Raw genomic sequence first — 20,296 nt, forward strand, 5'->3', positions numbered from 1 at the left:
AATCGACATAAAAACCTTTTAAATTAACGAGTAATACTAGAATAATGTTAATGCTTCACTTGTTAGTTATACGTGTTTGAACGCTGAGTTAACAAGCCACGTTAATGCGCCCATCTATTAACAACTATTAAACATATGCGGCTGATTTCATGCAAAAATTTTCATTACCTTACAATTTAAACTAGGAGTTTTCCTTGTTGACTCATGGACATTGTGAGATAAAGGTGCGTTAAATATTCGACAAAAAATTATGCTTCCAAAGGTGGGTTTGACGGCACTTTCTGCTTTCAAAAAGATTACCGAGTAGATGGCTTTTATTAGGAGTTCTCATGCGGCAAATAGTGAAAATTGCCTCTGTTTTAAGTGTGGCGTTATGGATAACTGGCTGTGAGCAAAAAACTGAAGGGACTGGCAAGGCCGCAGGTCCACAAAGTGTGCCAGTAAGCGTCATTAAAGTGACCACTCAACCTCAGGAGATCACCTTAGAGTTGCCAGGTCGCAGCCGTGCGTATTTAGAGGCTGAAGTTCGTCCGCAGGTTGGTGGAATTATACTCGCTCGTAGCTTTAACGAGGGTGGAGTCGTCCAAAAAGGTCAGTCACTGTATCAAATTGATGCGTCACAGTATGAAGCTGCATTAGTGAGTGCGAAGGCTGAGTTACAGCGCGCGCAAGCCGCCTTAACATCGACTAAGGCTACGGCAGAGCGTTTCAGCTCATTGATTAAAAGCAAATCAATTAGTCAGCAAGACTTCGATACTGCTGAAGCTAACTATCTGGAAGCTAAAGCCAGTGTTGCTGTCGCAAAAGCGGCAATTAACACTGCTGAAATCAACTTAGCATACACTAAAGTTGAAGCGCCGATTGCTGGACGTATTGGTAAATCTAATGTGACAGCGGGTGCCCTAGTCGGTGCTGGTCAAGCACAGGCATTAGCCAATATCTCACAGCTGGATCCAATTAATGTCGATATCGTGCAATCGAGCACTCAAATGCTGCGTCTGAAACAGCGTATCGCCAGTGGTCAGTTGTTGCACGATGATACTGCTCCTGTAGCCCTATTCTTGGAAGATGGCACTCCTTATAGTCATAAAGGTAAGCTGCAGTTTGCTGAAGTCACTGTAGATGAAAACACGGGTGCCGTGGTACTACGTGCTGAGTTCCCTAATCCAGATGGTCTGTTACTGCCGGGTATGTTTGTTCGCACAGTACTGACTGTCGGAACCGACCCTAAGGCGATTTTGGTACCGCAAAAAGCCGTAACCCGTAACCCTAAAGGGCAGGGTATTGCTATGGTGGTCAATGCTGAGAACAAGGTTGAGTCGCGTATTGTAACGACTGCCGAAGTGATTGATAACCAATGGCTGGTCACCAAAGGCTTAGAAGCTGGCGACCAACTGATTGTTGAGGGGTTACAGAAAATACGTCCAGGTGCGCCAGTTGCACCTCAGTTAATTTCTGAAGCGAAAGCTCAAGCGGAATAATAGGGCAGGTTTATGGCACGTTATTTTATCGATCGCCCCATTTTTGCTTGGGTGATCGCCATTATTATTATGCTGGCGGGACTGATGGCCATTAAGGGCCTTCCCGTATCTCAGTATCCCAGTATTGCGCCGCCAACGGTGGCCATTACCGCTAACTATCCAGGTGCTTCTGCCAAAACGGTAGAAGATACAGTGACTCAGGTGATTGAGCAGCGTATGACAGGTCTTGACCATCTGCGCTATATCAAATCAACGAGTGACAGCTTTGGTAATGCGGAAATCACCTTAACCTTTAACGCTGAAGCCGATGGTGACATCGCTCAGGTACAGGTGCAGAACAAGCTGCAGCTAGCGATGCCTTTGTTGCCACAAGAAGTACAGGCGCAAGGTGTGAGCGTAGCGAAAACCAGTGCCGGTTTCTTAATGGTATTGGGCTTTGTTTCTGAAGATGGCAGCATGGATAAGTCGGATATCTCCGACTACGTGGCAGCCAATATTCAAGACCCGATGAGCCGTGTTGCTGGTGTGGGTGATATTCAGCTGTTTGGTGCCCAGTATGCGATGCGTATCTGGTTAGATCCAATGAAGCTGAAACAATACTCGCTGACGAGTGCCGATGTGGTGATGGCGATTCGTGAGCAAAATGCGCAAGTTTCAGCTGGTCAGTTAGGTGGTTCACCTTCTGTGAAAGGCCAAGAGCTTAACGCCACTATTTCTGCTCAGAGCCGTCTACAAACACCTGAAGAGTTTGAGCAGATCGTACTGAAATCTGACGTGAGTGGCGCCAAGGTATTCCTTAGTGATGTTGCGCAGGTGGAAGTCGGCGCAGAAAACTACATGGTGAACTCTTTCTACAATGGTAAGCCTGCATCTGGTATGGCGATTCAGTTAGCAGCTGGTGCTAACGCACTGGATACCGCTGCCGCTGTTATGGCTCAAATTGACGAGATGAAGCCATTCTTCCCACAAGGATTGGATGTCGTTCTACCATTCGATACGACACCATTCGTGAGCAAGTCTATCGAAGGCGTGGTGATGACGCTGCTAGAAGCTGTAGTCTTGGTATTTTTTATCATGTACCTGTTTCTACAAAACTTCCGCGCAACACTAATCCCTATGATTGCGGTACCTGTTGTATTGCTAGGTACGTTCGGTATCTTGGCGGTAACTGGCTTCTCGATCAATACTTTGACCATGTTCGCCATGGTACTGGCCATCGGTCTACTGGTGGATGACGCCATCGTTGTTGTAGAGAACGTTGAGCGGGTTATGTCTGAGGAGGGTTGTAGCCCACTGGAAGCGACTCGTAAGTCGATGGATCAAATCACTGGTGCCTTGGTGGGTATTGGTTTGACCCTGTCAGCGGTATTTGTGCCTATGGCATTTATGTCAGGCTCTACTGGTGTTATTTATCGCCAGTTCTCTATCACTATCGTGTCAGCTATGGCGCTGTCGGTATTGGTAGCGGTGGTTCTGACGCCTGCACTATGTGCGACTATGCTCAAACCTGTGAAAAAAGGTCATGCGCATACCGACAAAGGTTTCTTTGGTTGGTTTAACCGTACATTTGATAGCTTGACCGCACGCTATGAGTCGAGCGTAGCCACAATTATCAAGCGTACTGGCCGTGTGTTTGTTATTTATTTGGCACTCGTGGTTGCAACCGCTTGGGTATTCTTACGCTTACCGACGGCATTTTTACCAGATGAAGATCAGGGTGTTATTTTTACTCAGGTAATGCTACCAGCTAACTCGACCCAAGAAAGCACTATGAAAGTCATGGATAAAGTGACTGACTATCTGCTGGAATCTGAAAAGGAAAACGTCCAATCTGTATTTGCGGTTTCTGGCTTCAGTTTCGCTGGTATGGGTCAGAACATGGGTATCGCCTTCATTGGCTTAAAGCCATGGGATGAGCGTACTAAACCAGGTCAGGATGTGCAGTCGATTGCTAACCGCGCTATGGGTTACTTTATGTCGATTAAAGAAGCCTTCGTATTTGCCTTCGTACCGCCAGCGGTATTGGAGTTGGGTACTGCGGGTGGTTTCGACCTGTTCTTACAAGATAAGAACGGTCAAGGCCATGATGCGCTGATCGCTGCTCGTAACCAGCTGCTGGGGATGGCAGGACAAGACCCTAACTTAGTGGGTGTGCGTCCTAATGGTCAGGAAGATGCGCCGCAGTACAAGCTAAATGTCGATCATGCCAAGCTACGTGCTTTAGGCCTTAGCATCAATGATGTGAACAGCGTATTGGCAACGGCTTGGGGTGGTAGTTATGTGAATGACTATATCGACCGTGGTCGCGTTAAAAAGGTATTTGTCCAAGGTGAAGCTGAGTCGCGTATGCAGCCAGAAGATCTAGACAAGTGGTTTGTGCGCAATAATGAAGGTGAGATGGTGCCTTTCTCCGCTTTCGCAACGGGTTCGTGGGAGTTTGGTGCTCCGCGTCTAGAGCGTTTTGGTGGTGTGCCAGCGGTAAACATTCAAGGTGCGACAGTGCCTGGATATAGTACCGGTGAAGCCATGGATAGCCTTGAAACTATGGCGGGTAAGTTACCAGCAGGTTTTGGTATTGCTTGGAATGGTTTGTCTTATGAAGAACGTCTGTCGGGTAACCAGGCACCTATGCTATATGCCTTGTCTATCCTTGTGGTGTTCCTTGTTCTAGCGGCACTTTACGAGAGCTGGTCAGTACCGTTCTCAGTTATTCTGGTGGTTCCATTAGGGATTATCGGCGCGTTGCTGGCAACCTATGGTCGTGGCCTCAATAACGACGTGTTCTTCCAGGTGGGTCTATTGACCACAGTGGGTCTAGCGACTAAGAATGCTATCTTGATTGTAGAGTTCGCTAAGGAATACTATGAGAAAGGTGCCACTTTGACTGAGGCAACCTTGCATGCGGTACGTGTACGTTTACGTCCAATTCTGATGACCTCACTGGCCTTCGGTTTAGGTGTTGTGCCGTTAGCCATTAGTACGGGTGTAGGCTCAGGAGCACAGAACGCAATCGGTACTGGTGTTGTGGGTGGTATGTTAAGTTCTACCTTCCTAGGTATCTTCTTCGTGCCGCTATTCTTCGTGATTGTTGAGCGTATGTTCAGTAAGCGCGAACGAGATGCAGCGAAAGCCGCTAAGGCAGAAGCTAAAGCAGCAAAAGCGAATAAGTAATCTTGTATCGCTAACGCGCTAAACACTAAAAAGCCCAGCAGATGCTGGGCTTTTTGTTATTAAAAGATAGGACGGACTTCGTCCTGATAGGATCTAGGACGTTCGCAGGCTCACTGCTAGGACGCCAACAAGTTGGCTGCTAGGAAAAGCTAACAGCTTAAAAGCAAAGACTAAAGCCGATTAATGAAGCCTGAATGCGTTGCTTGTCTCTTTTAAATCTTGGCTTTTCCTAGGGCCTAGCACCTAGAACCTATCTTTTAAGCTTTTCCTAGAACCTAGCACCTCGAACCTCGAAACTAGGTCCTATCCTTTAATCCTTTCCGTCTTGGCCTTTTCTCGAAGTGACGCAGTCACATCTCGCAGGGCGAAGCCCGTCCTCGTCTCTATTTTCCCTACAACCTGTGATGAATTGGGCAGCTTAACAATAGTTCGTCGTTATCGATTGCACGTACCTGACACTCAGTTGGTGTGATCAAGCCGTATGAGGCTCGGCCGTCATTGCGTGGAATCGTGGTTGAGCCAGGATTGAACAGCAATATATCATCGCGATATTCAGCTACAGCAATATGAGTGTGACCATAGAGTAACGCATCCCCCGCTTGCAGTGGTGGTCGCTTATCAGGGCCGTAAACATGCCCATGGGTCAGGAATAAGCGCATTTGCGGCATCAATACTTGAGCGCATGTCTCGGTAATTGGAAATTGCAGCAGCATCTGATCGACTTCGCTGTCGCAGTTACCACGAACAGCAATAATCTTATCGGCATAGGTGTTTAGTGTATCGGCCAAGGCGGCAGGAGCATATCCTTCTGGAATAGCGTTGCGTGGACCGTGATTAAGCAAATCTCCAAGCAAGATCAGATAGCTAGCACCGGATTGCTCAAAGCGGGTCAGCATGGCTTGAGTGGCTGAAAGAGAGCCGTGTAGATCTGAGGCGATAAAAAGTTTCATGGGCTATGACTAGAGTAATAAAACAGATCGTCAATATAGTCTTGTTTGTAGTAATAATAAAACTTAACAGCCAAAAATCGATGGAACAGCTAGAGTCTACTAGAATAATCACAGACATTGTTGTGGAGAACTTAGCATCTCTTGCTAGCGGTAATGAGTCGTTTTAATCAGCAATACTCTCGCATGACAGCCAACTAACTGAATAGATAGAGGCGAATATGATACAGAATTTATTCGAGCTAATCTGGCATGTACTTAGTACGCTTAGTGGTATGGTGTGGCAAATTTACTGGCCGTTAGCTTTTGGATTAATGCTCTCATCAGTGCTACGTAACATCCTGCCTCTCGATGTCGTGGTGAAGCACTTAGGCAAAACGAATGGTAGAAGCCTTATGCTGACCACCCTTTTGGGTATGGTTTCTTCCTCTTGTTCCTATGCTGCGGCATCCATGTCTAAAACGCTATTGATTAAGCATGCCACCTTAGCCAATTCTATGGCTTTTCTCGTCGCGAGTACCAATCTGATTTTAGAAATGTTTATCGTGCTGGTTTCGCTGCTAGGTTGGCAGTTCTTGTGGGGTGAAATAAGTGGTGGCCTGTTGCTCGTCGTTATCGTGGGCTTTATATTTCGTTTCTATCCCAAGGCGCAGTCTCGAGCATTGCGTGACAAATTACAGGCGGAAGAGAGGGGCGCTTCGACAGAGATGAAGTGTGGTGCGGCAATGCCGGGTATGACTAAAGCAACGACAAACCCTATGCCTAGCTCAAGCCCTACTGCTAGTTCAAACTCACAAAAGAATGATGCAGAAATGAAATGTGGGGCAGATATGCCGGGTATGACTAAAGCGCCTTCAGACCCAGAACCGTCTTCAATTACAGATTCAAGCCCCAGCTCAAATAACAGCGTTAAAGAGATGAAATGCGGTGCAGGTAAATGTGGTGCCGATATGTCTGGAGGTGATTCTGCACAAAGCAAAGCAACTGAGCCTAGCTATATGGACAAGGTGCGCCGCAGTGCGGGTTATTTCTATATGGATTTAGGCATGATAGGTAAAGATATCATCATCGGTGTCGTTATATCATCGGTATTGATTGCTTTGGTTCCTGCAGATTGGTGGCGAGAGTTACTTATCAGTAGTCAGGTTAACTTACCTGCATGGCTGCACTCTTTACTGGATGTGCTGGTGGGGATTTTTGTCGCGATTATTGCTTATGTGTGTTCTGTGGGAAATTTATTATTAGCGGCAGCGCTATGGCATGGCGGCATTTCGTTTGGTGGTGTTATCGGCTTTATCTTGGCTGATGTACTAACCATTCCGATGTTGGGAGTTTATGCTAAATACTACGGGGTTAAACCGGCACGTTGGATAGGAGCACTGTTATTTTTGAGTATACTTGCGACGGGTATCATCATTGATTTGATCTATATGAATGTAGATTGGTCGGCCTCGAAAGAGACTATACGAACTTTGCATCAAAGTGGCTTGGGCTGGAATTTCACCACCATGATGAATGTTATCTTTATCCCCCTATCTATTTGGTATTATCGTTTAGGTAAGAGCTGAGAAGGTTCTAGATACTAGGACGTTCGCAGGTGCACTTCTAGGTCGATGCTACGCACCTGCGAGGAAAAGCTTAAAGATAACAGCGCTACATCTTGTGCTTTACTATCTCTGCTTTTCCTAGAACCTCGAACCTAGGTCCTATCTTTTACTCCTTTCCGTCTTAGCCTTATCTAGAAGTGACGAAGTCGCGCGAGCCCGACCTCGTCTTAGCCTTTCCTATAACCTATCTTCTAAGGCGTGTAATAAATTGCAGCCCCAGGCCCGACTGGTAATCCAAATCCAAATACCCAGATAAAGAAGAAGCTCGTCCAACCGATAAAGAACACGATAGTGTAAGGTAGCATGGTAGCGATTAAGGTACCGATTCCGAGATTTTTATTATACTGAGAGGCGACGGCCAAAATAAGACCAAAGTAGCTCATCATTGGCGTGATTAGGTTCGTTACTGAGTCACCGATTCGGTAAGCAGCCTGGATGGTTTCAGGTGCATAGCCAACTAGCATTAACATAGGTACGAATACAGGCGCAGTTACTGCCCACTGTGCTGATGCGCTGCCTAACATTAAGTTAATGAAACCGCACATTGCAATGAAAATAACGAAAACTAAGGGGCCAGTTAGACCGATTGCTTGTAATGCGTCAGCTCCAGCAACCGCTAATACTGAGCCTAAGTTTGTCCAGGTAAAGAAAGCGACAAACTGTGAGGCAAAGAATACTAAAACAATGTACATGCCCATGCTACTCATGCTGTGAGACATGGCGTTGATCACATCCACATCACGCTTCATGGTGCCAACAATACGGCCATAAACTAACCCTGGAATGGCAAAGCAGATAAAGATAAAGGCAACGATCCCCTTTAAGAAGGGAGAGCCTGACACTAATCCCGTTTCAGGGTTTCTAAGGGGAGCCCCCTCTGGAATAACTGTCAGAGCCAATAGTGCTGACATGATTAAAATGGCAATACCTGCCGCTTTTAGGCCGCGTTTTTCAATCGCGCTGATCCCCTCCATTTTTTGTTCGCCAAGATTGTTAGCGGCCTCGCTAGGATCATACTTTCCAAGCTTGGGCTCAACAATTCTCTCGGTAACGAACGCCCCTAAAATAGTGATGAGGAAGGTGGAAGCAAACATGAAGTACCAGTTCGCTTCTGGGCCGACGGTGTAATCTGGATCAATCATTTGCGCAGCGGCTTCAGTAATCCCTGATAACAATGGGTCGACAGTACCAAGTAATAAGTTTGCGCTGTAACCACCCGACACACCGGCAAATGCAGCTGCGAGTCCCGCAAGTGGGTGACGACCTAAAGAGTGGAAAATCATTGCTGCCATCGGGATAAGTACTACATATCCCAGCTCTGCTGCGGTATTTGAGACGATGCCGGCAAATACAATGGTGAGTGTCACCAAACGTTTAGAGGTGCCCATAACCAATGAGCGCATAGCAGCCGATAGCAAGCCTGAGCGATCGGCAATACCGACACCCAGCAAGGCGACTAATACGGTGCCTAATGGTGTGAAGCCTGTGAAATTCGTCACCAAATTGGAGACGATCATTCTCAGGCCTTCGGCATTCATCAGGCTGACAACATGAATAAGACCATCGGCGCTGCGCCCTGAGGCACCTTCAGGTCTGGGGTCTACAACGCTTAAATCAAAATAGCCCGCTATGCCACTGATGACGATAACTGCGGCACAAAAAATTACGAAAAGGGTAATAGGGTGAGGTAATAGGTTTCCGAGTCTTTCAACCACGTTAAGAAAGCGGACAAACCAACCACTGGGTTGATTATTAGGATCTGATGAGGCGTCGCTTGACATAGGTAAGCTATCGCCGTTATTGCTGCTCATGGTTTCTTCCTTACAAGATGTTCTTATTATTTGTTTTGTTATATATGTTGTATTTGTTATTGGCTTATCTGTGGCAGGAATCGCGACTAATTAGCGCTATGGTGCTGACTTCTATTAAATTGAAGGTGCAGGCATCATGGATAAGAAAAATTAATTGAACCTTAAATGAATTGCTTATTAATAAGGCAGGAGGCGCAATAGTGACCAGCAGCACGGCTTTGTAGAGAAAAGGCTATTAGTGATGGGCAGGCTTTGATACACAGAGCTATAAAATGGCTGTCATAACAGCGAGTACACTGCTAGGGGATAGGAACTAGGGCATTCGTAGGCTCACTGCGAGGACGCCAACACGTTGGCTGCTAGGAAAAGCTAATGCTTAACAGCAAAGACTAAAACCGCTTGTTCTTTTAGCTCTTGGCTTTCCTAGGTCCTAGCACCTAGGACCTATCTTTTAATCCTTTCCTAGAAGCGACAAGGTCGCGTCTTCGTAGGGCGAAGCCCGACCTCGTCTTAGTCTATCTTTTAAGGCGTGTAATAAGTTGCAGAGCCTGGCCCTACAGGCAATCCAAATCCAAAGACCCAGATAAAGAAGAAACAGGTCCAACCGATAAAGAACACAATAGAGTAAGGCAGCATAGTTGCGACTAAGGTGCCTATGCCGAGGTTCTTCTTATATTGCGAAGCTACCGCCAAGATCAGACCAAAGTAACTCATCATAGGAGTGATAAGGTTAGTGACCGAGTCACCAATTCGATAAGCCGCCTGAATGGTTTCAGGTGCATAGCCCACCAACATCAACATAGGAACGAAGATAGGCGCGGTAACTGCCCACTGAGCCGAAGCACTACCTAGCATCAAGTTGATAAAGCCACACATCATAATAAACAGGACAAATACTAATGGTCCGGTGAGGCCGACAGCATTTAGCGCATCGGCGCCCGATACTGCGAGTACTGCACCTAGGTTAGTCCACTTAAAGAAGGCAACAAACTGAGAGGCGAAGAATACCAACACGATATACATACCCATGCTGCTCATGCTGTGTGACATGGCGTTGATCACATCGATATCGCGTTTCATGGTGCCTACAACACGGCCATAAACCAGTCCAGGAATGGCAAAGCAGATGAAGATAAAGGCCACTATTCCCTTTAAGAATGGAGAACCAGCAACTAGACCTGTTTCTGGGTTTCTAAGAGGGGCACCCTCTGGAATGATGGTGAGTGCTAACACTGCTAACATAGCTAAAATGGCTAAGCCTGCAGCTTTTAATCCTTTCTTTTCAACGGCTGTTACGCTATCCATTTTCTGTTCGCTAAGGTCGATTGCCGCCTCGCTAACATCATATTTACCGAGTTTAGGCTCGACGATTTTTTCGGTAACGAATGCGCCAAGAAAGGTGATTAAGAAGGTGGAGACAAACATGAAGTACCAGTTTACCTCGGGGCCAACGATGTAGTCGGGGTCGATCATTTGCGCGGCAGCTTCGGTGATCCCTGACAGTAGTGGGTCGACGGTACCGAGCAGTAAGTTTGCGCTGTAACCACCTGATACACCAGCAAATGCAGCAGCTAGACCCGCAAGTGGGTGACGACCTAATGAGTGGAAGATCATTGCAGCCATCGGGATTAGTACCACATATCCGAGCTCTGATGCAGTATTGGAAACGATACCTGCAAACACTAAGGTTAATGTGACTAAGCGCTTAGATGCGCCCATCACTAAGGTACGCATTGCGGCTGATAATAAACCAGAGCGATCGGCAATACCGACACCGAGTAGGGCGACAAGTACAGTGCCAAGAGGGGTAAAGCCTGTGAAGTTAGTCACCAAATTGGAGACGATCATTCTCAGGCCTTCAGCGTTCATCAGACTGACAACATGAATGAGACCATCGCTGCTGCGGCCAGATGCGCCTTCGGGCCTTGGGTCCACTACGGTTAATTCGAAATAGCCAGCAATGCCGCTGATCACCACAACTGCCGCGCAGAATAGTGCAAATAGCGTAATGGGGTGAGGAAGCAAATTACCGAGACGTTCAACCACGTTTAGGAAGCGAACAAATAAACCATTAGGTTTGTTACTGGGCTCTAAGGGGGCTTGGCTAGATAAAGGCAAGCTATCGCCGTCATTACTGCTCATAGTGTCTTCCTTCAATATGCTTTTCGTTTTGTTATTTTTGTAGTTCTGTGTACTGGAGTGACAGCTATTGTGGGGCTATGTTTGTGCCAATTGCATTAAATAATTGCTAATCCAATGTAGCATGATGGATAAGAAAAATTAATTAAACCTTAAATTGGCAGTTTTGTTAATAACCTAATAGCGGGGGAACATGAGTGCCAATGGGGCTTTGCTATATGTTGAGCGTGATTGAAATGGGAATGTCTTAGGTTATTTTTAGGTAAAAAAAAGGACTCATATAGGATGAGTCCAAAAGGGATTGATTAGCTGTATCCGTTGGGATTGAGATTACTATAACTAGGGTTAGCTGTATCAATGCTGAACGGTGAAAACGACTTTGATTAACTCTTGTTAACCTTCTTTGGTTAAAACCATCGTAGTGGTAATTCTCTAATCTGAAAGACTATTTTGTAAATCGCAGGCAAAAAAAGGACTCATGTTGAATGAGTCCAAAGGGGATGATTAGGTTGAACGTTTTCCTAAAGGATGTGATTACTATAGCTAGGGGATACTGAACTTAAGCTGAATGATTAATGAGCATTAAAAAAGCTGCGATAGTAATGGGAAGGATTAAAGATTGTGTGAAATAAAATGCTGCAAACGACAGAGTAAGCCTAGAGTTAAGCAAAAGTATTAATAATTTTAATTAGTTGAGTGTTTTTTAGGGACATAAGGCCTTAGATAATTTTTAAGCTGTTTAAAAAAACACTCGCTACATTTTGTTATTATCTACTGATTTTTAAGGTAATAATTATTTTCGTTGAGCAGATAGTGTACGCTGTCTGTATTTAGGCGCTGCTAAGATAATTTAATTCGTTAAGGTTAGATAAGTTAGTGCATCTTTGGGATTTTCAGAGCATATTTTTCAAGTTTCTTGCAGCTTAGGTTAAAAAGTAACACTGTGAATTGACGGGGTTATCTGGTGTTGAGGCTAGATTTCGTTGCTTAAATAAGTAACAGTATGGGTTAACAGAGGAGAGCGTAATCATTTTTTCGTTTAAATCTGTTGCTATGGACGAGAGCGAAGCTATTTAAATAAAAAGAAAAATAGGAAGCACAGATGGAAGGGTTATTATTGGGGTCAGGCTTAGTCGTGATTATTGCCTATCTTTGGTATGTGAGCTTAATTAAAAAACGTAATACGGGACGGGAAGCACTGTCAGGCATAGACGTTCAGTTAAAGAAACGCTCTAATTTAGTCCCTAATATTCTCAAAATCGCGCAAAAGTATATGGATCATGAGAAGTCACTGTTGACTGAGATCACTGAGTTAAGGGCCTTAGTTACCAAAGGCTATGACAGTGTTGATCCAAACGCCGTAAAAGCTCACCTTGAAGTCTCTGAGAAGCTCAATCAAAAGATGTCTCAGCTGATGGTCAGTGTTGAAAACTATCCAGAGCTGAAGTCAGACAATACCATGTTACAAGCGATGCAGACCTATAATGAAGTTGAGGCTCAACTGTCTGCCGCCCGCCGTTTTTACAACTCTGCAGTATCAGAGCTTAATACCGCCGTTGAGATTTTTCCCGGATCTATCATCGCTTCAATGGCGAGTGTGAAGGTGATGCCTTTCTATGAAGCTGATGAGAGCTCCAAAGCTCCGGTTGATGCAGCCGATTACTTAAAGTAACTCTGATTTTACTGAGTGATTGCCGTAATGCCCCTGCACTGCGGCAGCAATTCGTTATTAAATTGCTTGGAGTAGATTGGCAACAAAATGAATATCTTTAGCTTTCTATTTGGCGCACCGATAAAGCCTATCCGTAATCGTAATAACTTAACCGCAGCCCCAAACGAGCTTGCAGACTTTAAACAGTATTATCAACAGCACCTTGAACCACTGACCAGCAAGTTCGAAAATGCACGAGTGGCGAGTCTTAAGTCCTGTCGCCAGCGTCTATATCTCTGCAGCGCTATTTATGTTGTTATCGTGGCCTTAGCATTTATGTTTATGCCTTACTTAAATGTTTCAGATCCTATGTTTTTCTACCTTATCGGCTTAGTGGTACTGGTATTGCCATTTGCTTGGTGGGTATTCAATCCGATTAAGCATTATAAAACTGATGTGAAGCAGAGAATTTACCCACTAATTTTTAAGTACTTTGGGCATGACTTTATCTTTTGCCGAGAGCATAAGATGAGCCTTGCTACGCTTAAGGCATCAAAGTTATTGCCTTATTATGATGCGGCTAATTTTGATGACTATGTGCAGGGCACCTATACGAATATTGAGATCGCCATAAATGAGTTACACCTAACCAAACAGGTTAAGCGTGATAAAAATACCGATACCGTTACCGTCTTTAAGGGGGTGATGATTGAACTGAGTAGCCACAAGGATTTTCGCGGCCATACCGTGGTGGTGAAGAGTCGTGGTGGTTTGGTCAATTTCTTGTCTGACTCTTTTAAGGGCTTGGAGCGAGTAAAGCTTGAAGACCCTATCTTCGAGAAGCAGTTTGATGTGTTCTCTACCGATCAAATTGAGGCGCGTTATCTGTTAACCGTAAGCTTTATGGAGCGACTGCAGGAGCTATCGGCCAGTTTTGGCAATAAGATCCAATGCGCCTTCTATCGTAATAAGCTGTTGATCATGCTAGGTAGTAAGGAGAATCGTTTCGAGATGGCATCCATCTTCAAGCCGGCAACATTCGAGTACGAATTCAGTCAGATCAATAAAGAGATGAAGCAGTTATTTGCTATAGTTGATGTACTGCAATTGGAGCAAAAGACTGGATTATGATGAAGCAGGGAGTGCTGATAGGTTTGCTATGCATTTCAGCGGCTGCAGTCGCTGAGACGAGTAAGCCTCATTTTGTCGCTAAGCCGTCGAATAAGGGCGTGCTGGGCAAAGCCGTCTCTAATAATGCTGTGCACAACGCCTCTCAAGCTACTGGAGTGACCTTGGACCAAGGCGAGAAGGTTTATCACTATATCAGTGCGAGTGGTGGGCTGGTGTTTTCCGATCATGCGCCGCAGCAGGGGCATTATCAGGTGCTGCTGTTCGATTGCTATGCCTGCAAGCCTCTATCCAATATCAACTGGAATGCAATTCCGCTGTTTACCTCCAAATACCAGCAGCAGATCGCTATGGCTGCTAGAGAGAGTCAACTAGAACCTGCACTTATTAGGGCGGTGATCCATGCCGAGTCGGCTTTCAAGGCGGCAGCTGTGTCTAAAACGGGAGCGCAGGGGTTAATGCAGCTGATGCCTGCAACGGCTAATGAGCTGGGAGTGAGTGATGCTTTTCACCCCGAACAAAATATCCTAGCGGGTAGCCGTTACCTAGCTCAGTTATTGAAACGCTTTAATGGCGACATCGTCTTGGCCTGCGCAGCCTATAACGCCGGCGCTTCTCGGGTCGAGCAATATAATGGCGTGCCGCCTTTTCCCGAAACGCAGGCCTATGTTGAGCGAGTGCAGATCTTGCTCAAGCGCTACCGCAATACTTAGCTCGCGAGTGCTTCTGTATTAGCCGTATCCATAGTAGGTTGACGTATTCGCTTACCTCTCGACTTAACGTCTAACCAGACCATTGGCACTACAATAAGACACAGGGCAATGTTAGAAAGCGGCATCGCCATCCACACTCCGTCGACGCCCAAAAACTTAGGTAGAATCATCAAGAATGGCAGTTGAATAAGCATATTGCCGCAAGCGATAACCAGCGCTTTGACGCCTTGATTAGTCGCCATAAAGTACACAGATGAAAGCGCAATAAAACCGTCTAGCGGCATAGCAAACAGATGCATTTTGATACCATCAATGGCGGTTGCAATTAGTTCACTATCACTGTTATTGAATAACCCCACCATAGTTTCAGGTATCGCATTGAGTAGTAACACCCAGCTGGTACCAGCGATTAAGGTCACCTTTACCGATAACTTAAGCATCTTGCTAATATTCTCGTGTTGCTCTGCACCGTAGTAATAGCTGACGGGAGGCTGCATACCCTCGGCCACGCCTTCGGCAACGAGGTAATAAAGCACCATAAGGTAGCCAACAATGGCGAAAGCCCCCACTGTGAGTGGTGTGCCATATTCGGTAAAGAGTCGGTTGTGCAATGCAAACACAAAGCTGGTATACAGATACATAAATAGGCTTGAGGAGCCTAATAATACGATTTGCTTAGCAAAAGAAGCGTTAAACCAGTTGAACTTAGCCGACCAATTAATACTGCTTAGTCGCGAGCAAAAATAGCCAAGACCTAAAGTACACACAACTGCTTGAGCACTGATCGTAGCAATAGATGCACCCAGTAGGCCAAGCTCAAACACGCCAATCAGCAAGTAGTCGAGTGCAATATTGATAAAAGCACCTAATACCATCAAACCCGTGGCGATATTAGGGCTTTCATCGTTACGAATGAGTAATGGCAAAGCTGAAGCAATAATAGTAATTGCAGCGCCCCAAGTGAACACGCCAATATATTCTTGTGCCATGGCTAAGGTTGTACCTGCGCCGCCTTGAGCCTCAAGAAAAAAGCTGCTCAATACACTGAGAATAGTGGTTGAAATAGCCGCTAACGCTAACATTAGCACTAAGCAGCTGGTCAAAATGGTTGCCGCTGCGCGAGTATCGCCTTTTCCCCGCTGAATAGACAGTAAGCTGCCACTGCCCATGCCCACCATGATGCCAAAACCGACCATAAAGTAGATCACAGGCCAGGCCATATTGATGGCCGCGAGTCCTTCAAAGCCTATGTAATGGCCGATAAAAATGCCGTCAACGATTTGGTATAAACCGTTAACTAACATGGCGGCAATGGCTGGTAAGGTATAGCGCCAAAATGTGCGACTAATAGACTGAACCTGTGTGTTTTCGATGCTTGGATCTAACATGGGGATATCAATATTGAACAATAAAGCCCGGCAAGTTACTCTGTTATTCAGATTGAATAAAGTTAGTTTCTATCTGTTTTAGATATAGATGAGCAGGTTAAAGATATGAATTGGACGCTCGATGAGCTTAACGCGTTTGTAAACTCGGTAAAGCTTGGTTCATTTTCGGCAGCAGCGAGAAAGATGGGCAAGGCGCAGTCTAGGGTCAGCACGGCAATCAGTAACTTGGAGGCGGGACTTGGCTTCGAGCTTTTTGATCGTAGTGCAAAACTGCCAGTGCTCACCCCGCTTGGTGAGGAGATGTATATTGAGGCGCAATCAGTACTCGCTCAGTGTCAGCGCCTTAATGCTCGGGCGATGACGGTAACCTCGGGCGAAGAGGTGTTGCTAACGGTAGCAATGGATGAGGCGGTGCCAGTCAACGCATTTGAAGCCCTGTTTCAACGGATCTCGACTCAATTTCCATTGCTTAAACTGACCATCATTAATGGCTCGCAAGAAGATATTGCTATCTGGGTCGATGAAGGGTTAGCCGATATTGGCATTATGTTTCATGCCACGTTATTACTGCCTGACTCGCTAGAGTTTATGTCTATTGGCCAGTTTAAACAGAGTCTAGTGGTGGCGCCATCACATCCCCTCGCGGCAGTTCCTGCGCCGACGCTTGAACAGTTGATGCAGTATCGTCAGTTAGCGATTTGCGATAGAGCTGGGCATTCACAAACTAAGCCGCTATCTGCTAACTATTGGTATATTGATAGTTACTACTATATCGTCGCCTTAGTATTGCAAGGGGTTGGCTGGGCATTGGTGCCTGAGCATGTGGCTAAGTCTGAGTGGTATATAGACGATCTAGCGTCTCTGTCGACCGAATATATCACCGAGCCGTTACTGGTTGAGATGGGCGTAGTGAATCGTCGTGATAAGCAGATAGGCCCAGTGATGCACTGGCTGTTTGACGAGTTACATTCGGTGCTTAGTTAGGGGGAAGATAGGCGCTAGGTTCTAGGAGATAGGACCTAGGTTCTAGGACGTTCGCAAGCTCACTGCTTGAAAGATAGGGCGCTCGCAGGCTCGCTGATAGGACGGACTTCGTCCTGATAGGTTCTAGGGCGGTGCTTGGCACCTGCTAGGCAAACTTGAAGATAGGCTGTTCTAAATCTTTTGCTTTTCCTAGGGCTTAGAACCTAGGATCTGGAAAGTGCTAAGGTTTAATAATGGGCTAATTAGGAAGGGAAAAATATGAAACGGATTTTGGTTGTGTTGTTGGTTTTACAGAGCTTAACGGCAGCGGGGTGTTCATCAAACTCTGTGGCCAATGCCGGATGTGACTTTGTCAGCGGTGCTCACCGTAATGCGGAGCAAAGAGAACAGCGAGAAGTGATTGGCGGAAACTCAGCATCAGCGAATAATAGAGATACAGAGGTCGGTATCATCAATGCTATTTTGGGCGTGTTTACTCGTCAGGTTAATGACGATGAAGAGTGTTTATAAGCGAAAGACAGGACGTTCGCAAGCTCACTGCTAGGACGGTGCTACGCACCTACGAGGACGCCAACAAGTTGGCTGCTAGGAAAGGCTAACAGCTTAACAGCAAAGACTAAAGCCGCTTGTTCTTTTAGCTCTTGGCTTTCCTAGGGCCTAGAACCTCGCACCTTGGACCTATCTTTTACGCTTTTCCGTCTTGGCTTTCCCTAGAAGCGACAAGGTCGCGTTCTCGAAGTGACGAAGTCACGCTCTCGCAGGGCGAAGCCCGACCTCGTCTCAGCTTTTTCTTTATTCCGGCACTTCCTGCTTAACGATAGTCTTGCCACCGTTATGGCCAAGACGGCGCTCTAAGTAATCCAGCATCTCTTTGGCGGTGGTATCTAACTGCCAAGGTGGGTTGATGATCCACAGTCCTGCCGCCGTCATACCAAATTCATTGCTATCAGGCTTGATGGCTTGCTCGATGCGTAGCTGATTCTTGATACCGCTATCGGCAAGCAGTTTAAGCATGCCTTCTGTTTGCTCACGGTCTACGACCGGATACCACAGCATGTATACGCCCGTAGCAAAGCGCTTATGTGCCTTAATAATAGCTTTGGCCACATCTTGGTAGTCGGTTTTAATCTCGTAACTTGGGTCGACCAGAATCACGCCGCGACGTTCAAGTGGTGGCACCGCTGCGATCAAGCCTTTCAGGCCATCACCTTTGATTACGCGTACTGCGCGATCGCCAGCGTATTGTTCTTCAAGGGTTAAGTAGTCAGTGCCATGTAGCTCGTGCAATACCATGCGATCTTTTTCACGCATGTTCATATCAACAAAGGCAGGAGAGCCTGGATAAAACTCCAACTCCTCTTTACCTTGGTTGAAGTGTTTCACATCTTCGATGTACTGCACCAAAGACTCAGGTAGATCGGTTCTTTCCCAAAGTCGGGCAACACCGTCTAGGTATTCACCGGTTTTCTTTGAAAACTCATCGGTTAACGCATAGCCGCCCGCACCAGCGTGGGTGTCAATATAAGCCATTGGCTTATCTTTTTTGTGCATGAGTTTGAGCACTTGCAGCAAAATAGCGTGCTTGAGAACATCGGCATAATTGCCTGCGTGATAGCCGTGACGATAACTTAACATTGAGTTTTTAGCCTAAAGGAACAGAGGCTAGATTATATAACAACTCAGGCAAGGGATCATAATTTGAGTGTCTGTCGCTGCATCCACATGATGTTGTCGTTCACTAAGGGGAGTTGCCAAATCGCGGTACCATCGTCCTGATAGACGCGATAGAAACTTAGCGCTGTTTGAGTTAGGTGCTGCTTTCTTAGGGCGAGATAGATAATCTGTGCGGTATCAGATAGTGCATTAGGGGAGGAGAGAGTGGTCTTGCTGACCTCAATATCGAAGCGTTCTATCTTACGTTGTTGCCACTTCTCGGTGGTGCGTTTGAACTGACCACGGATCTCGTAGCGGATAGGTGTGGTATAGCAGTCCTCATCGGTAATACAGGCGGCAAAATAGAAAATGCCACTGTCTGGTGCGAGCTCCACCAGTGAAATACGAATGTCACTGCGAACGAGGCGGTGATCATCAATAGAGAAGTACAGATCACCATGATAGATCTGTTCTTTTAAATCACCCTGATGTTTTCTAAGTTCAGGCAGATCTAGCTTGTTATAGGTTTTCTGCTCCATTCTGATCTTAGTCGTTAGAAAATCAGAAAGAGCTAGTTTGCTACCATGGCCTTTTTCGCTACTGATGTTTATCAGTTGTTTACCGCTACAGGCTTGATTCTGGTAGTCGGGGCAGATGGCAAAGTTATCCATCTCCTCAGTGAGTAGAGCAAAGCTGCTAAACGTCTTGAAGGGCGCCTGCCAATCTAACTCGTTACCTATCTGATTACTGAGTCTTTGATTGGCTTTAGAAGTCGAAATTGTCTCGCTTTGCCTAGGAGAGAGTAGTGTCATCTCGCCCTTAACCTGACTTAACTGGCTATCGATCTGTGTTTCACTGTAGGGCGGTTGATTATGGCTAGCGTAACCATAAGCCATCAGTAATAAGCTGGCGAAAATCGCAATGGAAAACAGCCCTATAGCCTTATTTTTGGCTGTGATTTTGTTGGGCTTTTCTGTGGTTGATAAATGCAGAATATAGCCATGACGAGGAATAGTTTTTAACTCAATCTCTGGGAAGTTCGCTAGCTTTTTTCTCAGTACGCTGATGCATTGTTGTAGTGATGATGGCGAGACGACTCTGTCGTGCCAACCCGCTTCTAGTAAGGCCTCACGAGTGATAAGGGTACCCTGGTGTTTGAGCATCAGTTGCAACACTGCGGTCTCGGCATAGCTGAGTTCAATACGTGACGAGTCTTCAGCATCAAATAGATGTTGCTGAGCCACATTTAAGCTTAACTTAGGAGTGAGTTGCACAAAAATTCTCTAACAAAATGGATATCTAATTGAGTATATTCTTAGGTTAAAAACGATGGAAATTTTAGCCCGTAAACTTTGAGCCAGTTCCAGCTTTGCCTAAAGCTTGTGTCCCGTAGCACGGCTAACACACGTATATTTACAGGTTCTTTAGCGTCACTTTCTCACCAGATAGACATAACTAATTCAGTGTTATCTACTCGCATAGGTTGAAAACGATGGAAATTTTAGCCCGTAAACTTTGAGCCAGTTCCAGCTTTGCCTAAAGCTTGTGTCCCGTAGCACGGCTAACACACGTATATTTACAGGTTCTTTAGCGTCACTTTCTCACCAGATAGACATAACTAAT

The 20,296-nt window shown here is 45.9% G+C and carries 14 protein-coding genes; 8 read left to right on the plus strand and 6 right to left on the minus strand.

All coding sequences use genetic code 11. The features are described from left to right. Nucleotides 1-329: 329 nt before the first annotated feature. Complete coding sequence (locus tag JMA39_RS16715) at nt 330-1,481, plus strand: efflux RND transporter periplasmic adaptor subunit (protein ID WP_202722998.1); 1,152 nt, start codon at nt 330-332, stop codon at nt 1,479-1,481. Between the two features lie 12 nt (nt 1,482-1,493). Continuing rightward, the gene (locus tag JMA39_RS16720) at nt 1,494-4,652 is read left to right on the plus strand and encodes an efflux RND transporter permease subunit (protein WP_202722999.1); all 3,159 of its coding nucleotides are present in this window, start codon (nt 1,494-1,496) and stop codon (nt 4,650-4,652) included. Between the two features lie 392 nt (nt 4,653-5,044). On the opposite strand, the gene yfcE is transcribed toward JMA39_RS16720, so the two are convergent. After that, entirely contained in the window at nt 5,045-5,602 is a 558-nt protein-coding gene (gene yfcE, locus JMA39_RS16725) for a phosphodiesterase (protein ID WP_202723000.1), read from the minus strand. Between the two features lie 218 nt (nt 5,603-5,820). Between yfcE and JMA39_RS16730 the strand changes: the two genes are divergently transcribed. Beyond that, the gene (locus JMA39_RS16730) at nt 5,821-7,167 is read left to right on the plus strand and encodes a permease (RefSeq protein WP_202723001.1); all 1,347 of its coding nucleotides are present in this window, start codon (nt 5,821-5,823) and stop codon (nt 7,165-7,167) included. A gap of 230 nt (nt 7,168-7,397) precedes the next feature. On the opposite strand, the gene JMA39_RS16735 is transcribed toward JMA39_RS16730, so the two are convergent. Both JMA39_RS16735 and JMA39_RS16740 read right to left on the minus strand, forming a co-directional pair. Then, nucleotides 7,398-9,017, minus strand: coding sequence for an AbgT family transporter (locus tag JMA39_RS16735; protein ID WP_269154456.1), 1,620 nt, complete (start codon nt 9,015-9,017; stop codon nt 7,398-7,400). 522 nt (nt 9,018-9,539) lie between these two features. After that, a complete protein-coding gene (locus tag JMA39_RS16740; RefSeq protein WP_237732875.1) occupies nt 9,540-11,159 on the minus strand; it encodes an AbgT family transporter in 1,620 nt (539 codons plus the stop codon). A gap of 1,099 nt (nt 11,160-12,258) precedes the next feature. Here JMA39_RS16740 and JMA39_RS16745 point away from each other — a divergent pair. The 3 genes from JMA39_RS16745 to JMA39_RS16755 all read left to right on the plus strand — a co-directional run bounded on the left by JMA39_RS16745 (nt 12,259) and on the right by JMA39_RS16755 (nt 14,648). After that, nucleotides 12,259-12,828 (plus strand): LemA family protein, encoded by a 570-nt coding sequence (locus JMA39_RS16745; protein ID WP_202723002.1) that lies wholly within the window; start codon nt 12,259-12,261, stop codon nt 12,826-12,828. 87 nt (nt 12,829-12,915) lie between these two features. Next, on the plus strand, nt 12,916-13,938 hold the full coding sequence (locus tag JMA39_RS16750; protein ID WP_202723003.1) for a DUF3137 domain-containing protein: 1,023 nt from the start codon (nt 12,916-12,918) through the stop codon (nt 13,936-13,938). After that, complete coding sequence (locus tag JMA39_RS16755; protein ID WP_202723004.1) at nt 13,935-14,648, plus strand: lytic transglycosylase domain-containing protein; 714 nt, start codon at nt 13,935-13,937, stop codon at nt 14,646-14,648. Before JMA39_RS16750 ends, JMA39_RS16755 begins: the two co-directional genes overlap by 4 nt. On the opposite strand, the gene JMA39_RS16760 is transcribed toward JMA39_RS16755, so the two are convergent. After that, nucleotides 14,645-16,036 carry an MATE family efflux transporter gene (locus tag JMA39_RS16760; RefSeq protein ID WP_202723005.1) on the minus strand — a complete coding sequence of 464 codons (1,392 nt, stop codon included), beginning with the start codon at nt 16,034-16,036 and terminating at the stop codon, nt 14,645-14,647. The genes JMA39_RS16755 and JMA39_RS16760 overlap by 4 nt on opposite strands. Nucleotides 16,037-16,141: 105 nt before the next feature. On the opposite strand from JMA39_RS16760, the gene JMA39_RS16765 reads away from it, so the two are divergent. Together JMA39_RS16765 and JMA39_RS16770 are read left to right on the plus strand one after the other, a co-directional pair. After that, a complete protein-coding gene (locus tag JMA39_RS16765; protein WP_202723006.1) occupies nt 16,142-17,020 on the plus strand; it encodes a LysR family transcriptional regulator in 879 nt (292 codons plus the stop codon). 258 nt (nt 17,021-17,278) lie between these two features. Beyond that, nucleotides 17,279-17,530: a hypothetical protein gene (locus JMA39_RS16770; RefSeq protein WP_202723007.1), complete on the plus strand. Its 252-nt coding sequence runs from the start codon at nt 17,279-17,281 to the stop codon at nt 17,528-17,530. 282 nt (nt 17,531-17,812) lie between these two features. On the opposite strand, the gene JMA39_RS16775 is transcribed toward JMA39_RS16770, so the two are convergent. After that, nucleotides 17,813-18,655 carry a 23S rRNA (adenine(2030)-N(6))-methyltransferase RlmJ gene (locus tag JMA39_RS16775; RefSeq protein WP_202723008.1) on the minus strand — a complete coding sequence of 281 codons (843 nt, stop codon included), beginning with the start codon at nt 18,653-18,655 and terminating at the stop codon, nt 17,813-17,815. Between the two features lie 56 nt (nt 18,656-18,711). Further along, nucleotides 18,712-19,947 carry a winged helix-turn-helix domain-containing protein gene (locus JMA39_RS16780; RefSeq protein ID WP_202723009.1) on the minus strand — a complete coding sequence of 412 codons (1,236 nt, stop codon included), beginning with the start codon at nt 19,945-19,947 and terminating at the stop codon, nt 18,712-18,714. Nucleotides 19,948-20,296: the final 349 nt, after the last annotated feature.

It is taken from the genome of Shewanella schlegeliana (assembly GCF_016765635.1).
GTDB classification, from domain to species: Bacteria; Pseudomonadota; Gammaproteobacteria; order Enterobacterales; family Shewanellaceae; genus Shewanella; species Shewanella schlegeliana.

Bases quoted from the DNA above. Each gene is read 5' to 3' on its own strand.
- JMA39_RS16765 (WP_202723006.1), top strand. From the start codon at position 16,142: ATGAATTGGACGCTCGATGAGCTTAACGCGTTTGTAAACTCGGTAAAG.
- JMA39_RS16715 (WP_202722998.1), top strand. From the start codon at position 330: ATGCGGCAAATAGTGAAAATTGCCTCTGTTTTAAGTGTGGCGTTATGG.
- JMA39_RS16720 (WP_202722999.1), top strand. From the start codon at position 1,494: ATGGCACGTTATTTTATCGATCGCCCCATTTTTGCTTGGGTGATCGCC.
- JMA39_RS16730 (WP_202723001.1), top strand. From the start codon at position 5,821: ATGATACAGAATTTATTCGAGCTAATCTGGCATGTACTTAGTACGCTT.
- JMA39_RS16760 (WP_202723005.1), bottom strand. From the start codon at position 16,036: ATGTTAGATCCAAGCATCGAAAACACACAGGTTCAGTCTATTAGTCGC.
- JMA39_RS16755 (WP_202723004.1), top strand. From the start codon at position 13,935: ATGATGAAGCAGGGAGTGCTGATAGGTTTGCTATGCATTTCAGCGGCT.
- JMA39_RS16750 (WP_202723003.1), top strand. From the start codon at position 12,916: ATGAATATCTTTAGCTTTCTATTTGGCGCACCGATAAAGCCTATCCGT.
- JMA39_RS16745 (WP_202723002.1), top strand. From the start codon at position 12,259: ATGGAAGGGTTATTATTGGGGTCAGGCTTAGTCGTGATTATTGCCTAT.
- yfcE (WP_202723000.1), bottom strand. From the start codon at position 5,602: ATGAAACTTTTTATCGCCTCAGATCTACACGGCTCTCTTTCAGCCACT.
- JMA39_RS16735 (WP_269154456.1), bottom strand. From the start codon at position 9,017: ATGAGCAGCAATAACGGCGATAGCTTACCTATGTCAAGCGACGCCTCA.
- JMA39_RS16740 (WP_237732875.1), bottom strand. From the start codon at position 11,159: ATGAGCAGTAATGACGGCGATAGCTTGCCTTTATCTAGCCAAGCCCCC.
- JMA39_RS16775 (WP_202723008.1), bottom strand. From the start codon at position 18,655: ATGTTAAGTTATCGTCACGGCTATCACGCAGGCAATTATGCCGATGTT.
- JMA39_RS16770 (WP_202723007.1), top strand. From the start codon at position 17,279: ATGAAACGGATTTTGGTTGTGTTGTTGGTTTTACAGAGCTTAACGGCA.